Origin of the sequence: Gemmatimonas phototrophica (genome assembly GCF_000695095.2) — a bacterium.
Classification (GTDB): domain Bacteria; phylum Gemmatimonadota; class Gemmatimonadetes; order Gemmatimonadales; family Gemmatimonadaceae; genus Gemmatimonas; species Gemmatimonas phototrophica.
Genome location: NZ_CP011454.1, coordinates 2150638 through 2166345 on the forward strand (window position 1 = coordinate 2150638; position 15708 = coordinate 2166345).

Below are 15708 nucleotides of genomic sequence, written 5' to 3' on the forward strand. Positions count from 1 at the left end.
GTTGAACGACGGCGCCGGAAAACAGGCGCGGCGGGAGCCAGTGGCCCCCGCCGCGCGGAAGATAACCAACCCGGGCGCTTAGGAAAGCCGCGCCTTGATCAGCTCCACAAAGTCGATCGGACGCTGGGCGACGCCCATGCCCGCCGCCTTGAACGAATCGATCTTCTCCGCCGCCGTCCCGGCCGACCCGGAAATGATCGCGCCCGCATGGCCCATACGGCGGCCTGGCGGGGCGGTCTGACCGGCGATGAAGCCCACGACCGGCTTGGTCATGTGGTTCTTCACGAAATCCGCCGCTTCCTGTTCGTCGGTGCCACCAATTTCGCCCATCATGGCAACGGCCTTGGTGTTCGGATCAGCTTCGAACGCCGCGAGGCAATCGATGAAATTGGTGCCGTTGATCGGGTCACCACCGATGCCGACGCACGTGCTCTGGCCGATGCCGGCCTTGGTCAGCGCGTTCACCACTTCGTACGTCAGCGTGCCGGAGCGGCTCACCACACCCACGGGTCCCGGCGCGCAAATGCGACCCGGAATGATGCCCACCTTGCTCTGCCCCGGCGTAATGAGCCCCGGGCAGTTGGGGCCGAGCAGGCGTGCGCCATGCTCCTTCACGTACGGATACACCTTGGTCATGTCCAAAACGGGCACGCCTTCGGTGATGCACACGATGAACTTCACACCCGCTGCAGCGGCTTCCATGATCGCATCGGCCGCGTACATGGGCGGCACGTAGATCACGGACGTGTTGGCGCCGGTGGCCTGCACGGCATCATACACGGTGTCGAAAATCGGCGCGGTGCCCTCAAACGTCTGGCCACCCTTACCCGGTGTGACGCCGGCCACGACCTGCGTGCCGTATTCGATCATCTGCTTGGCATGGAACGAGCCGTCGCGGCCCGTGATGCCCTGCACCACCAGCTTGGTGCTGTTGTCGATGAAGATGCTCATGCGGCACCTCCCTTGGTGGCAAGTTCCACGGCGCGCTGCACGGCCGAATCCATGTCGCTCGAGGCGGCGAAACCGTTCTCCTCCAGGATCTTCAGGGCGATCTCCTCGTTGGTGCCGGTGAGGCGAATGACAATCGGCACCTTGAGCGGATTCTGCTTGGTGGCGGTCACGATGCCGTTCGCCACGTCGTCGGTGCGCGTGATGCCACCGAAGATGTTGAACAGAATGCACTTCACGTTCGGATCCGACGTGATGATGCGCAGCGCGTTCACGACCTTTTCCGGATTCGACGAACCGCCGATGTCGAGGAAGTTGGCCGGATCGCCGCCGTAGTACTTCACGAGGTCCATCGTGGCCATGGCCAGGCCGGCGCCGTTCACCACGCAGCCCACGTTGCCATCGAGCTTGATGAACGTGAGGTTCGCGTTGCGCGCGTCCACTTCGCTGGGCGCTTCCGACGACTCGTCGCGCAGCGCCGAGATCTCGGGGCGGCGATCGAGTTCATTGTCGTCGATCACCATCTTGCCATCGACGGCAATGAGCTCACCCTGCGGCGTCATCACGAGCGGGTTGATTTCGGCCAGCGAGCAGCCGGCGTTCATGAACGCCGTGTACAACCGCTGCATGATCTTGGCCGCCTGACGCGCCAGCTTCACATCCTTGTACAGAAAGAAGCCCATGCGCATGGCTTCGAAGGGCAGTAGGCCGTAGCGCGTGTCCACCGGATAGTAGAGAATCTTTTCCGGCGTGCTCGCGGCTACTTCTTCGATGTCGATACCACCGGCCGCCGAGACCATGAAGACGGGCTTCTTGGTCGCGCGATCCACGATGATGCCCACGTAGGCTTCGGACCCGATGTCCGCGGCCACGGTGACCAGCACCTTCTCCACCGTGAGATCCTTGATGGTCATCCCGAGAATGGCCTGCGCCTTTTCCTTGGCGGCCTCCGGGGTGGGACAGAACTTCACGCCACCGGCCTTGCCGCGACCGCCGGCATGGACCTGGGCCTTGACCATAACGGCGGTGCCATAGCGCGTGGCAATGGCTTCCGCTTGCTCCGGCGTCGTGGCGACTTCGCCGGGCGGGATCGGCACACCGGCCGCCCGCAACAGCTCTTTCGCCTGATACTCGTGTAGGTTCACGTGGTCTCCACGTTCTGGGGAATGTCAGCGGTTCAATGCTAGGTGGTCGTACCTGTCGTCAACAATACACGTATTGCCAACTGTTCAGGCCCGTCCTGACGGAAAAGTTGCCGTGAACCGGCGACAACTTTCCCGGCCGCAATCACTGCGGCGGTCTACCCAAGGCCCGTCCGAGGCTGTCAAATGCCGCCCCGAACGCGCTCCAGTTTCCTTGTTTCATCGCGTGTCGCATCGCGTCGTACCAACGTGCGGCGACATCATCGGTGCCCTCCCAATCGACCACCGGGGCGGGTGAGCCGGGGAGCAGGCCACCCGACACACGCTCCCCCAACATCGTCAGCGCGTCGGCCAGCGTCGCTCCCGCCCCCACGGCCACCCCATCGGTTACCAACACGCGCGCCAGGACCAGCCGGCCATCACCTCGTGTCAGCTGCACGGTCTGCACGAGCAGCAGGCCGCGCGACGTGACCAGAGGTTCGGCGCGTCCAAGACGTACGCGCGCCTCACGCCGGCCGCTGTCGGCGGGCGCCGGCTGCGCACTGTCACTAAAGGCCCGGAGGCGCTCCAGCAGTGTGGGCCAGCGTTGCCCTCCTGCGGCAGCGGGGCTCCACCACACCATCTGGTCCGCGCCACCGGTGACGGTGGCCACCCCCGCCACGTCGTCATTCGCGGACAGGAGTGCGACACTCCAAGCCAGACGTGTCGTGGCTCCCTGCTCAACGAGAAACGGGGCCGGCTCTCCTCCCGCCAACGCACTGTCCGGGAAATGGCGCTGCTGAGAGCCATCTGCCCGCGAGCCAAAGCGGGCAAAGGTGCGCAGTTGCGCGATCGCCCCGTCGGTTGCCGGGGGGATCGCGGCCAGAAGAGAGAGCGGAAGCGCTGAGGCTGGAGAGTATACCGCCGGCACACGGGCCATCCAGGTGCGCGCGAGGGCATCGGGACGTGGCGCGGCCACCAGGCGCACCCGCCCGGTGCCAGCGTCTACCACCGCGGTGGCGGCACGCTTGAAGTACGAATAGATCCCGCCGGCCACCTGCCATCGCTGGCTGAGCGGATAGCGATCTGACGCGCTGTAAAGATGCAGGATCCAGTAGAGGCGATCCCCGTCGCGGACGGGATACACGTGCGCCCCCTGCACAAACACCGGTGCCAGTCGCCGAATGCGTTCACGCACGTCGCGATGGGTCACCAGCAACGGCGCCCCGCTGACCGAATCGGCTTTGAGCAGGGCCAGGTCGCGCATGGCCCAGGCGTGGGCGAGCCGCGCCTGCGGGGTGTCCAGCATCGCCCCCTGCACCTCCGGAGCGTCCGCGGCATCCAGCAAGCGTGCGCCCTGGACCCCCGGGCCGACAAGCGGCCACGGACCACGCGCGTCTTCGTCGGCGGTACCCCACGGCGCCACGGTGCTGTCGCGCACCACGGGGTGTGTCGCGTCCACGACTGACAGTTTCCACGGTTCCACATCGGACAGTGGCCGAAGAACGCGCAGCGCCGACAGTCGCCCGTTTATCATCGCCCATCCGGGAGCCGCCGCATCGACCAGAGAGGGGGCCGCCGTGCTGCCCTGTGCTACTCCCGGGCGGGGCGCCCCTGAGGCCGCCTCTCCAAGCCCCTGCGCCAGCGTCAGCGCATCCCACAGGCTGGTCCGCTGCGGGAGAGTCGCGGTCCTGGTTGGCACGGGCGCGGCCACGCCCGTGTCTGCAGCCACCAGGCGGATGGCGTCCACATCGAACGCCCGGCGACTGTACAGCGCGCGCGCCGCGACATAATCCCCATCGCGTCGCGCGGGGTCCCCAAGAAGATCGCCGCGCGCCAACACCGCGGGCACCACATGCCGTAGCCCAACAGCCGCGACGAGCACGATCGTCAGGGTCACGAACGCCGCCCGCAAGTGTCCCGCCCACCCGGTTCGCAAAATGATCAGCGCGGCGATGGCCGACCCGTACGACAGGACGGCATCCATGCGCAAGGTGACGCGGTGATCGACCCGCAGGAACAGTCCGTCGGGTCCGCTTCCCTGCAAGAGCAAGTCGAAGCCGTCCAGTCGGTAGCTCCACGCCAGCAGCAGGAGTACCAGCGCGCCGAGTACACTGAGATGCCGACGCACATGATTGGAGGCCGCCAGTCGGCGTCCTTCCAGGCGGAGGGACCGGGTGAGGGCGTACAGGACCAGGACCATGGCCGTGAGCGACACCACATTCACCAGCGACCACACATATAGCGTTTCTTCGAATGGCAGCCAGTAGACGTAGTGGCCGAGATCGCGATCGAAGATCCCTTCAATTTCACCGAACGGCAGCCCGTGGCGGACCAGTGCCAGCGTTTCCCAGTTGGTGAGCGGCACGGCCAGCACCGCGCCAACCAGCAGCGCCAACACAATGGTCACCGACAGGAGTCGTTTGCCGGGGACCATGGCCGTCAGCTCGATATTCGCCACCCGTGAGGGAATGGCCACGGCATGGATGGTCTGCCGAACGGCATGCAGATTCGCAAAGGCAAACAGCGATCCCGCCACCCATGCGCCCCCCTGCAGCAACAGCGTATCGACCACCTGTTCCCAGAACAGCGCCGGTGCACCGATCGACGCGAACCATGCATGATCAACCACCAAAGCCGTGGCCGTGCGCCCCACAAGGAGGAGCACGGCGGCAATGGCCGCACCGATGAGCAGCCAAGCCCGGGCGCCCATGTCAGTGCTTCCGGCGGGTAATCAGAGGGACACGCCCTGTTCGCGCACCCAGCCTTCCATGACCGCGCGAATTTCCTCCAGCCGCTCCGGTGTCCGCGCTTCGTAGCGCGCCACAATCACGGGCTGGGTATTGGAGGCCCGCAACAGCCCCCACCCGTCGCCGAACAGGACACGCACGCCGTCCACGTCGATCACCTCGTACGACGCGGCAAAATGCGACACCGCTTTCGACATGACGGCAAACTTGGTCTCCTCATCCGTATCGATCCGGATTTCCGGCGTGGACACAAACGGGGGGACATCGCTCAGCAGTTCGTCGATCCGCTGTCCGCTATCGGCAACAATGCGCAAGAGCCGCGCCGCCGCGTACAGCGCGTCATCGTGCCCATAGAACCCCTCGGTGAAGAACATATGCCCGGACATTTCCCCGGCAATCGGGGCGTGCATCGCCTTCATCTTGTCCTTGATCAGCGAGTGGCCCGTCTTCCACATCACCGCTGTGCCGCCCGCCTTCTCAATTTCGTCGGTCAACGCCTGCGAACATTTGACGTCGAAGATGATGGGTTGCCCGGTTCCCGTCCGCGCCAGCACATCGCGCGCGTAGAGAATGAGGATATGGTCTCCCCAAATGATGCGGCCGTTCCTGTCCACGACCCCAATGCGATCGGCGTCGCCATCAAACGCCACCCCGAGCTCCGCGTCGCTGGCCTTCACCGCGGCAATGCAGTCTTCGAGATTTTCGGGGACGGTTGGATCGGGATGATGGTTGGGGAACGTGCCATCGCTCTCGGTGAACAGCCCAACGCCGTCAACGCCCAGGGCGGCGAACAGCTGTGGCGCCACGAGGGCGGCTGCCCCATTCCCGCAATCGTACACGATGCGCATGGGACGGCCATCTGCATGCGTGAGTCGACCGATGCGCGTGGCGATGTCCTCGACGTACCGATCAATGACTTCCGCATGCCGGACCTGCCCGTGCCCCGACGGATGCTGCCCGGCTACGATGTACTGATACAGCGTCTGGATGTCGGCCCCGTGCAGGGATGCCGTGCCCAGGCACATCTTGAACCCGTTGTACTCCGGCGGGTTGTGGGAGCCCGTGATCTGGATGCCCCCCACGACATGCTCGTGGTGCAACGCCCAGTAGAGTAACGGCGTAGGCACCACCCCGACATCCACGACATCCACCCCACATTCGGTCAGCCCGCGTACGAGGGCATCACGCAGCGCATTTCCGCTCGGGCGGTTGTCCCGACCCACGGCAACCGCCCCGGAGATTCCGCGAGCAGCCAGCAACGTGGCGTAGCCGCGCCCCAACCCGTACGCGACTTCGTCGGTCAGGTCGGTGCCCACAATACCGCGAACGTCGTACTGCCGGAAAATGGTCTGACTGATGCTCATGCCGTGGCGAACAGGTGGGAAGGAATGGAGGATTCGCGTCGCCGTCTAAACTATCGCTGGAGGCGCAAGCGGGAGCGCTCCCGACGGAGCCGATTCTCAGCGCCTAGGGCCGATCGTCTGGAAACAGGTACCCGGCGGCCTGCACCCGCGGGCCGCCAGGAATTGGCGCGGCGGGGATGAGCGGCGCGACCTGATTGCTGGTCAACGCCTGTCGTGCCAGCTGCACCACGGGGGTGGGATACAACCCGAAGGCGAGCAACGCGACGGCCGTGATGGTGATCAGCGAGCGGAGCGTGGGAGCGCTGGCCGGCACCGGTTGTCCTTCCGGACGCGGGCGCATGAACATGGCCGAAATGACCATCAGGTAATACGCGGCGGAGATGGCGCTGCTGATGACCAGCACCACCGCCAGGATGGTCTGCGGGGAGGACGCCTGCAACGCCGCCTGCAGCACATACCACTTGGCAAAGAAGCCCATCCCACCAACCAGCGGCATGCCAAGAAACGCGAGCAGGTAGACAGCCATCGCTGACGCCAGCCACGGACGTACCAGCCAGAGTCCGGCGATATCGTCCACCGTCGGCGAGGCATCGCGACCGTTGTTGATGGCCACCAGCACGCCGAAGGCGCCCATCGTCGCGAGCGTATAGGACACCATGTAGAACACGATCGCCGTGGTGGCCGGCGCTCCACCCACGACGATGGCGACCAACAAATAGCCCGCGTGGGCGATGCTGGAATAGGCCAACAGGCGCACCAGGTTGCGCTGCGACAGTGCGAACACGTTGCCCACGACCATGGTGACGACCGCCAGCCACCAGAGTCCGGTGTGCCACCGGGCGGCGGCCGATCCCAGCGCCTCAACCATGACCCGGGCGAACACCGCAAACGCGGCGGTCTTCACCGTCGCCGACATGAACGCCGCGATGGGGAGCGGCGCCCCGTCGTATACATCCGGCGTCCAGAGATGAAACGGGGCTGCCGCCACTTTGAATGCAAACCCGACCAACAGCAAGGCCGCCCCCATGACAAAAAGCGGGGTCAGCGTGGGATGCGCGCCAACCCACTGCGCGATGTCCACCAGTCGCGTACTCCCAGTCGCACCGTAGAGCAGTGCGATGCCGTACAGCAGGAATCCTGAGGCCACGGCACCAAGCAGGAAATACTTGACGGCCGACTCTGCCCCCCGCTTGCTGCGCCGATTCACTCCGGCCAGCACGTAGACCGCGAGGGACATGAGTTCGATGCCGAGGAATACGAACATGAGATCTCGAGCCGCCGCCAGCACCATCATGCCAACGGCTGCCAGCAGCACCAGCACCGGAACTTCCGGGCTGAAGGCGCTGCTGCGCTGCTGGTCAGCCTCCATGAGCACCAGCGCCAGCATCGTTCCGAGCAGAATCACCAGGTCAATGGCCCACCGGAACCCATCGCCGGCGATGCGCAGGTCGGCAGTGCCGGACGCGCCGTCTCCCCAGGCGATGACCACTACCAGCCCCACGAGCAGACACAGGACGATGCCGAATCGCGACAGGGTGGAGGTGCGCTCGGCGCCTTCGGCCACGCCGACCTGCTGGCTTTGCGGGTGCCACACGGCGGCCAGAAGCATCACCATCGCACCGCCCGACAGCAGCAGCTCCGGTGCAAGCGCGCGCAGCAGCGCGCCGCCAGACATCAACTCGCTCATCGGTTCAGCGAAACAGGGGGAAGGAGCGTCGGCGCATTCGGACCAAATCGTACCGACTCCACAAGATCACGAGACGCACGTTCAGAACGCTGGAGCACCTGCTGCGGCACAAAGCCCAGATACAGGATGGCGGCCGCGAAGACCGTCATGACGAGTTTCTCCCGCGACGAGAGGTCCGCCATCGCCCCATTGGTACTCACATCAAGCCGCCCGAACAACAGCTCCTGCAATGCGCGCATGCCGTAGGCCGCCGCAAAAATGACCCCACTCGTTGCCACCACCGCCAAGACGGGCAGGTCCGCGTAGGTTCCGAGCAGAATCAGGAACTCCCCGACAAACCCATTGGTCCCGGGCAAGGCAACGGTAGACAGCATCACCAGGGTCAGCATGACGCTGAACCACGGCACCACACGGGCCAGGCCACCAAATGCGCGCATGTCCGTCGTCCCGGTGCGATCCTCCAGCATGCCGGCCATCAGGAACAGCGCACTGGTGGAGACGCCACTGTTGACGATGCTCAAGACGGCGCCCTGGACGCTCTGCTGGGTGAGCGCAAAGCTGCCCAGCATGATGAAGCCAAGGTGGCTGATGGAGCTGTAGGAGATGAGGCGCTTCAGATCGCTCTGCGCCATGGCCATGAGCGCCCCGTAGAGCACCGCGATGACTGACAGCACGAGGATGGTGCCGCGCACCACGTCGTGGGAGGCGGCCGCCGGGAACAGCGGAATGGCAAACCGCAGGATTGCATAGGCTCCCACCTTCAAACCCAGCGTCACGGCCGCGAAGGTGGGCGCCGCACTCTGCGCATCCGGGAGCCACGTGTGGAACGGCACCAGCGCCGACTTTACCGCAAAAGCGGAGAAGAAGGCGAGGAACATGAACAGCTGCGTTCGCGGTGACAGGGCGACGTCGCGCAGTGTATCGAGGTGCAGCGATGTGCCGCCACCAAGATTCCACAGGGCAATGATCGCCACCAGCATGAGCAACGAGCCAACCAGCGTAAACAGCACATAGCGCAAGCTGGCCCGCGAGGTACCCACTGCTCCCCAGACACCCACCAACAGGTAGGTGGGGATGAGCATCAGCTCCCACGCCAGATAGAACAGCAGCAGATCAAGCGTGACGAACACGCCGATCAACCCGGAGGTCAACAGCAGAGCGAGTGCACCAAACGCCGGCGTTCGCGTGCGCACGTTGTTCCATGACCCGAGCAGCGCCAGCGGGGCCACGATCGCGGTCATGAGCACCATGGGGAGCGACAGGCCATCAACGGCCACACTGAACGTCGCGCCCAGATCGGTCAACCAAGGAAGGTCCACCCGTGCCTGCCAACCACGTTCCGAGGCATCGAAGAGGCCCCAGAGGGCGACGGCCAACAGAGCCTCGATCACCAGGGCGCCCAGCGTGAGCACCCGGGCATCGGGACCACCACTTGGCGCTTCCGCACCACTCTCATCCCGGGCGATATCCCGACCCAGCACGCGAACCAAGGCGGCCGCAGCGATGGGCCACAACAGCATTGCCGGAAGCACCCAGCGGTCCACACCCATCGACAACAGGAGTTCTCGCATACGTCAGCTCAGCGTCAGCGCCGCAATGAGTGCCAGCGCGCCTGCCGCCAGCATCCAGGCATACTTGCCTACGTCCCCATCTTGCAGTCGTGCGCCCATGAGCGACGCGGTCCGGGCCAGCAGTGAGCCGCCAGCGCTGAAGCCGCGATCAACCCCACGATCGACCCCACGATCAAGGACCACACTGGCCACCAGTTGCACCGGGCGAACGATGAGGGTGTCGACCAGGGCATCGACACCATACGCCCGGGCCAGCAGACTGGTGTCCACCGGCGAGTCCGTCTTATTGGCCATCGGTTTGCGGTAAAGCACCAGCGAAATCACAATGCCCACCACGGCCACTCCCGTGGCAATCCCTACCAGCATCCACTCGGTGTTGTGCGAGAGGTGGCCCGTGCCGCCCAGGATCTTGGTACTCGCCCCGGTCACCGGCTCCAGCCAATGCTCAAGGGCACCGACCGGTCCGAGCGGGAGGAGCGCCGGAAGATTGAGCCACCCGCCGGCCACGGTGAGGAGCGCGAGTACCAACACCGGGACCGTCATGATGGCGGGCGCCTCGTGGAGCGCTGCACGCTCGGACTCGCCGGTGCGATTCTCGCCGTAGAAGGTGAGCAGCAACATCCGCGTCATGTAAACCGCGGTAAGAAGGGCCGTCAGGACCCCCATGCCGTAGACCATATACAACAGCGACTGCCCAGGAATGCCAAAGAGCGACGCCGTAGCGAGCGGAGATCCCTGAGCCCTCAGGATGACAGACGCGAGGATTTCGTCTTTCGAGAAGAACCCGGACAACGGCGGAATCCCGGCGATCGCCAGTGTTGCCAACGTCATGGCCGTCGCCGTCGCGGGCATGAACTTCGCCAGTCCGCCCATATTGCGGAGGTCCTGGGGGTCGTCGTGGCGATGCGTGTGATGGTAGGCGTGGTGCATGGCATGAATCACTGAGCCAGCCCCGAGAAAGAGTAGCGCCTTGAAGAACGCGTGGGTGACCAGATGGAACACGCCTGCCGTATACGCCCCCGCGCCGACGCCTACGAACATGTACCCCAACTGGGACACGGTGGAATAGGCCAGCACCTTCTTGATGTCCCACTGTCGGAGGGCAATCGTGGCGGCATACAGTGCCGTCAGCGCGCCAACCAAAGTGACGACCAGCGAGGCTTCAGGAGCCCCGGAGAACACGGGGGCCGCACGGGCAACCAGATACACCCCGGCGGTCACCATGGTGGCCGCGTGAATGAGCGCCGAGACGGGCGTTGGGCCCGCCATGGCATCCGGCAACCAGATGTACAACGGCAGCTGGGCACTCTTGCCCACACAGCCTACGAACAGGAACAGCGCAATGGCCAGCACCACCGGCGAGCCGGCCATGGTCGACAAGGCGGCATGCGCTCCCACGAAGTCCAGCGTTTGCGTGGTCGTCCAGATGAGGAACATGGCCACGAGGAAACCGAAGTCACCAACGCGGTTCACCACAAACGCCTTTTTGCCCGCATCCGCGTTGGCTTTTTCGGTGAACCAGAAGCCGATGAGCAGGTACGACGCCAGCCCGACGCCTTCCCAGCCAACAAACATGACCGGGTAACTGCCCCCCAACACCAGCACCAGCATGAATGCGACAAACAGGTTGAGATACGCAAAGTACCGCGCGTATCCCGCGTCATCGCGCATGTAGCCAATGGAGAACAGATGAATCAGTGAGCCAACACCGGTAATGACCAGCACCATCAACATGGAGAGCTGATCCAGCTGCAGGCTCCAGTCCACGGCGAGCGTGCCGGCCACCATCCACTGACCGAGCGTGACCACGACCGGACCAGGAATGCCCACTCGAACACGCATGAACAACACCACGGCCAATGCAAACGCCGCAATGATCACCCCGGGGCCAAGGATGGTCACGACCGGATTGCGCGCGGTCGTCACGACCGTTGAACCGTCCGCGGGCTTGGTCATCAGGGCGATGGCGCCGTTGATCACGAAGCCGAGGATCGGCAGCAGGATCAGGATCGGCAACAAGGTGGCGATCATCCGCGCAGCGTCCGGAGGTTGGAGAGATCCACGGTGCCAAAGTGCCGGAAGATCGAAATGATGATGGCGAGTCCCACCGCCGCTTCGGCCGCCGCGATGGTCATCACCATGACCACGAACACCTGCCCCGTCACGTTATGCATCTTGGCGAACGCCACAAAACTCAGATTGACGGCGTTGAGCATCAGTTCAGCGCACATGAACAGGATGATGGCGTTGCGCCGGGTGAGCACCCCCACGACACCGATCACGAACAGGATCGCCGACACGATAAGGGCTTCGGTGATCATGCCTGTACCCGCTTCTTGGCGAGGAGGACGGCTCCGATCACGGCGACCAACAGGACGAGGCTGGTGAGTTCAAAGGCCACGAGATAGTCCGTAAAGAGCGATGCCGCCACAGGCTCAACAACGTTGTCCGACGCTGGAGACGACGGCACGCGCGGCAGGCGGTTGCGCTGCGCCACCAACAGATTGGCCAGCAAGGCTATGCCCACCAACCCGGCGCCCAATCGGGAGCCGAGGCTGCGAAGATCGGAGATTTCACTGTGCCCGAGGTTGAGCAACATGACGACGAAGACGAACACCACCATGATGGCGCCGGCATAGACCAACACCTGAATCGCGCCGATGAACGGGGCGTCGAGCATGACGTACAGGCCTGCCAACGCGAACATGACGTTTACCAGCCACAACGCCGCCGGCACCGGGTTCTTCCGCGTGACAAACAGCAACGCAGAGGCCACGGCGAGCAGCGAGAACAGGTAAAACTGGAACTCGAAGAATCCGTTCATTCGCCCTTCGGGTCCGCAGGATCCCACAATTCACTGACCGGGTGCGTCTGCGCCATGAGGCGCTCCAGATCGTACACGAAGGACGCCCGGTCGAACTCGGCGTTCTCGTAATGGCGTCCAACATGGATCGCCTCTTCCGGACACACTTCCTGACAGTAGCCGCAGAAGATGCAGCGGAACTCGTCGATTTCGAACACCAGCGGATAGCGATTCCCCTGCTCGTCCTCACCAGGGGTAAGCTTGATGCAATTGGCCGGGCACACCGTCGGGCAGAGGCCACAGGCCACACACTTGGCCTTGCCGTCTTCAGTGGTGAGCATGCGATGGGTGCCCCGCCAGCGCGGCGACAGATCCCATTTCGTTTCCGGATACTCCATCGTCACCTTGTGCGGATCCACGAGGTGCTTGAGCGTCACGGCCATGCCCTTGAGCGTGGCGCGCACGTAGCTCACCCGCTCCAATGGACGTTCCATGACCTTCACGCCGATGGCCATCAGTCAACTCCTTCGGCAATCAGGGTCTGTCCTGCAGTCGCCACGGCTGGCGTCCCGGTTGCAGTGGTGTGCTGCGCCACCAACTGCCGGCGCGACAGATCCAACCCGCGCGCCCGCAGGCGCTCGAGATCCAGCGGCGCCACTCGCGCGCTGGCCGGGCTGATCAACTTCCCGCGGTCGAGCCACGAGAGCAGGATCACGATGAGCACGATATTCAGCGCCAGCAAAGCCAGCGAGAACAGGGGACCGCGAGCTACCCCGAGCATATCCAGCCCCAGTGTCGCCGAGGCGATCACCACGATGTATGCCAGGGCGATGGGCAGCATGACACTCCATCCGAGCGACATGAGCTGATCGTAGCGGAAGCGCGGTACCGTCCAGCGAACCCACATGAATACGAAGATGAAGAAACCGATCTTTGAAATCATCATGAGCAGCGTGGCCACGGTCTTCAGCACCGAGTATGGCCCGGCATTGTCCCACTGCGTGAAGGGGATATCCCATCCGCCGAAGAACATGACGGCGGTCAAACCGCTCACCGTCAGCATGTTGGCATACTCGGCAATGAAGAACATTGAGAACTTCATCCCGCTGTATTCCGTGTGATAGCCGGCCACGAGCTCCGATTCCGCTTCCGGAAGATCGAACGGCAGTCGATTCGTTTCGGCGAAGGCGGCCACGAGGAACGTGAACCACGCGATGGTGAGCGAGAGCACGTTCCAGCCCATGGACGACTGCTGCTGGACGATGGCGCCCAACGACACATTGCCCGCCAGCAGCAACACCGGGATGGTGGACATGCCCATGGCGATCTCATAGGAGATCATCTGCGCACTTGAGCGCAGCCCACCCAGCAAAGCGTACTTGTTGTTGGAGGACCATCCAGCAAGCACAATGCCGTAGACCCCGAGCGATGAAATGGCCAGGGTGAACAAAAATCCAACCGGCAACGGCGCGATGGCCATCTCGATCAAGCCCCACGGCGTGGGGAGCGGGGCCGCAAATGGCAGCACTGCCCACGTCATCATGGCGGGAATGAATGCGAGCGCCGGCGCAATGAGGAAGAGCCATCGATCCGCAAAAGGCGGATTGGTCTCCTCCTTCATGAAGTTCTTGATGCCGTCAGCCACTGGCTGCAGAATACCGCCGGGACCGGCCCGGTTTGGACCACGACGGTCCTGGAACCAGGCGGCCAGCTTCCGTTCCAACAAGGTCAGCAGCGCCACCGTGACCAGGTAGACTCCAAAAAACACCAGAATCTTCACCACGCTCGCGGCCACAAACGTCCCGATGGCGTCCGGAGCCAACTGCGGGTTGGCACGCGGAAACAGTTGAGCCACATCAAGCGCGGCCACGATCGCCAGCGCCGTCATATGGCCGCCCCAGCGGTGGCAGTCTCGGATGCAAGGACCGGCAGCCCGTGCATGCCCAGCGATTCGTAGTCGAGCCCCGCGAACGCCTGATGCGTGGACACCATCGCGGCAAACACATCTGCCGGCAGGTGAAATTCCGCCGCACCGCCGGTCGCAGCCAGCAGATCGGTCAGCACAAACCAGGATGGGCGCGCCACACCGGGCGCGGTCCGTCCCTGCAGGAAGCGCTGCACACGCCCACGCAAATTGGTAAAGGTGCCCTCTTCCTCAACCGTATTCGTGATGGGGAGTACCGCAACCGCGCGTTCGGCAACAGCGGTTGGAATGGTCGTTCCCACAAACACGAGGGAAGACAACGCCGCCAACTCGCTGGGAGTGACGCCATCGAGCGCATCCCCAACTACCAGCAACGCATCATCATGCCGAAGGGCACTGCCCACCGTGGTCACCTCGGCAAAGCCCAGCAGACGCGCCCCGGCCGCGTTGGCCGCACGCTCTTCACGCAGCGCGAGATCGGCTACGCCAGGCAACGGAACCGTCTCGCCGCGCGCGACTCGGAAAACACCTTGTCCATTCAACTGTGCGACCAGTCGCTCCAGCAGGAACAACGCCTCGTTGGACAGGTTCGGCGAGGCCAGCACGACCACACGCTTCCCGGACAACGCGCCCACGGCCGCGGTCACGGCGTCTTCCCAATCGACTTCCGTCAACGTGCCGTTGATGCGAACCAACGGCTGATCGGCACGATCCCGACGCGCGAATTCGCGGTAGGACTGTCGTCCGACTTCGCACATGTAATACTGGTTCACTGCGTCGTTGGGACGCGGCTTCAGGCGGACCGGCACGTTGTCCCGCGTTTCCACCACCGCGTTGCACCCCTGACTGCAGCCGGTGCACACGGTGGGGGCCCGGTCGAGTTCCCAGGCACGGGCCTTGTTCAGGAAATCCTTACTCAGCAAGGCCCCCACGGGACACAGATCAATCACGTTCCCCGCCCATGGGTTGGTGAGATCATGCCCTTCCGCCTTGCCGATAAACGCCCGATCACCGCGCTCAGACACATTGAGCACGGGCTCGTCAGCCACGTCGCTCATGAAGCGAACGCAACGGGTGCACAGGATGCAGCGGTTCTGCACATACAGCACATCACCACCAAAATCCTCCACCGGGTTGAAGCGCTTCGGTTCGCGATACCGCGAATCCGCGCGCCCTTCCGCGAAGGTATAGTCCTGCAGCTCGCACTCACCCGCCTGATCGCAAATCGGACAATCGAGGGGATGGTTGATCAGCAGAAACTCCAGCACTCCCTTGCGCGCTTCCAGCGCTTTGGGTGAATGCACGTGCACCACCTGCCCTTCCATGACCGAAGTGGCACACGCCGGTGCCAGCTTGGGCATCTTCTCCACCTCGACCAGACACATGCGGCACACGCCGGCCACCGGAAGCCCAGGGTGGTAGCAGTAGTGCGGCACGAGCACACCCGCCGTCTTGGCCGCTTCCAGAATGGACATGCCATCTGGTACGGTGACCGGGCGCCCCTCAATGGTGAGTGAGACCATCTTCACGTCTGCCATCG

11 protein-coding genes and 1 pseudogene are annotated in these 15708 nt (G+C 64.0%); all 12 read right to left on the minus strand.

Features of this window, described 5'->3' with window-relative positions:
* Positions 1–78 precede the first annotated feature (78 nt).
* A complete protein-coding gene (gene sucD, locus GEMMAAP_RS09030) occupies positions 79–951 on the minus strand; it encodes a succinate--CoA ligase subunit alpha (RefSeq protein WP_026850812.1) in 873 nt (290 codons plus the stop codon).
* Positions 948–2093, minus strand: coding sequence for an ADP-forming succinate--CoA ligase subunit beta (gene sucC, locus GEMMAAP_RS09035; protein ID WP_026850811.1), 1146 nt, complete (start codon positions 2091–2093; stop codon positions 948–950). Before sucC ends, sucD begins: the two co-directional genes overlap by 4 nt.
* 142 nt (positions 2094–2235) lie before the next feature.
* Entirely contained in the window at positions 2236–4782 is a 2547-nt protein-coding gene (locus tag GEMMAAP_RS09040; RefSeq protein ID WP_026850810.1) for a UPF0182 family protein, read from the minus strand.
* A gap of 21 nt (positions 4783–4803) precedes the next feature.
* The gene (locus GEMMAAP_RS09045) at positions 4804–6183 is read right to left on the minus strand and encodes a phosphomannomutase/phosphoglucomutase (protein ID WP_179947320.1); all 1380 of its coding nucleotides are present in this window, start codon (positions 6181–6183) and stop codon (positions 4804–4806) included.
* Positions 6184–6286: 103 nt separating this feature from the next.
* On the minus strand, positions 6287–7870 hold the full coding sequence (locus GEMMAAP_RS09050; RefSeq protein ID WP_053334534.1) for an NADH-quinone oxidoreductase subunit N: 1584 nt from the start codon (positions 7868–7870) through the stop codon (positions 6287–6289).
* Positions 7867–9441 carry a complex I subunit 4 family protein gene (locus GEMMAAP_RS09055; protein ID WP_053334533.1) on the minus strand — a complete coding sequence of 525 codons (1575 nt, stop codon included), beginning with the start codon at positions 9439–9441 and terminating at the stop codon, positions 7867–7869. Before GEMMAAP_RS09055 ends, GEMMAAP_RS09050 begins: the two co-directional genes overlap by 4 nt.
* 3 nt (positions 9442–9444) lie before the next feature.
* A complete protein-coding gene (gene nuoL, locus GEMMAAP_RS09060; protein WP_026850808.1) occupies positions 9445–11472 on the minus strand; it encodes an NADH-quinone oxidoreductase subunit L in 2028 nt (675 codons plus the stop codon).
* Entirely contained in the window at positions 11469–11762 is a 294-nt protein-coding gene (gene nuoK, locus GEMMAAP_RS09065; protein ID WP_026850807.1) for an NADH-quinone oxidoreductase subunit NuoK, read from the minus strand. Before nuoK ends, nuoL begins: the two co-directional genes overlap by 4 nt.
* A complete protein-coding gene (locus GEMMAAP_RS09070) occupies positions 11759–12265 on the minus strand; it encodes an NADH-quinone oxidoreductase subunit J (RefSeq protein WP_026850806.1) in 507 nt (168 codons plus the stop codon). Before GEMMAAP_RS09070 ends, nuoK begins: the two co-directional genes overlap by 4 nt.
* Complete coding sequence (locus GEMMAAP_RS09075; protein WP_238588210.1) at positions 12262–12759, minus strand: NuoI/complex I 23 kDa subunit family protein; 498 nt, start codon at positions 12757–12759, stop codon at positions 12262–12264. Before GEMMAAP_RS09075 ends, GEMMAAP_RS09070 begins: the two co-directional genes overlap by 4 nt.
* Positions 12760–13043: 284 nt before the next feature.
* Positions 13044–14132: pseudogene (gene nuoH, locus GEMMAAP_RS09080) on the minus strand (NADH-quinone oxidoreductase subunit NuoH); the annotation flags it as partial.
* Positions 14129–15691 (minus strand): NADH-quinone oxidoreductase subunit G, encoded by a 1563-nt coding sequence (locus tag GEMMAAP_RS09085; RefSeq protein ID WP_238588228.1) that lies wholly within the window; start codon positions 15689–15691, stop codon positions 14129–14131. The pseudogene nuoH and the gene GEMMAAP_RS09085, both read right to left, overlap by 4 nt.
* Positions 15692–15708: the final 17 nt, after the last annotated feature.

Coding starts and splice junctions, on each gene's coding strand:
- sucD (WP_026850812.1), bottom strand. CDS start 951: ATGAGCATCTTCATCGACAACAGCACCAAGCTGGTGGTGCAGGGCATC.
- GEMMAAP_RS09040 (WP_026850810.1), bottom strand. CDS start 4,782: ATGGGCGCCCGGGCTTGGCTGCTCATCGGTGCGGCCATTGCCGCCGTG.
- GEMMAAP_RS09045 (WP_179947320.1), bottom strand. CDS start 6,183: ATGAGCATCAGTCAGACCATTTTCCGGCAGTACGACGTTCGCGGTATT.
- GEMMAAP_RS09050 (WP_053334534.1), bottom strand. CDS start 7,870: ATGAGCGAGTTGATGTCTGGCGGCGCGCTGCTGCGCGCGCTTGCACCG.
- GEMMAAP_RS09055 (WP_053334533.1), bottom strand. CDS start 9,441: ATGCGAGAACTCCTGTTGTCGATGGGTGTGGACCGCTGGGTGCTTCCG.
- nuoL (WP_026850808.1), bottom strand. CDS start 11,472: ATGATCGCCACCTTGTTGCCGATCCTGATCCTGCTGCCGATCCTCGGC.
- nuoK (WP_026850807.1), bottom strand. CDS start 11,762: ATGATCACCGAAGCCCTTATCGTGTCGGCGATCCTGTTCGTGATCGGT.
- GEMMAAP_RS09070 (WP_026850806.1), bottom strand. CDS start 12,265: ATGAACGGATTCTTCGAGTTCCAGTTTTACCTGTTCTCGCTGCTCGCC.
- GEMMAAP_RS09075 (WP_238588210.1), bottom strand. CDS start 12,759: ATGGCCATCGGCGTGAAGGTCATGGAACGTCCATTGGAGCGGGTGAGC.
- GEMMAAP_RS09085 (WP_238588228.1), bottom strand. CDS start 15,691: ATGGTCTCACTCACCATTGAGGGGCGCCCGGTCACCGTACCAGATGGC.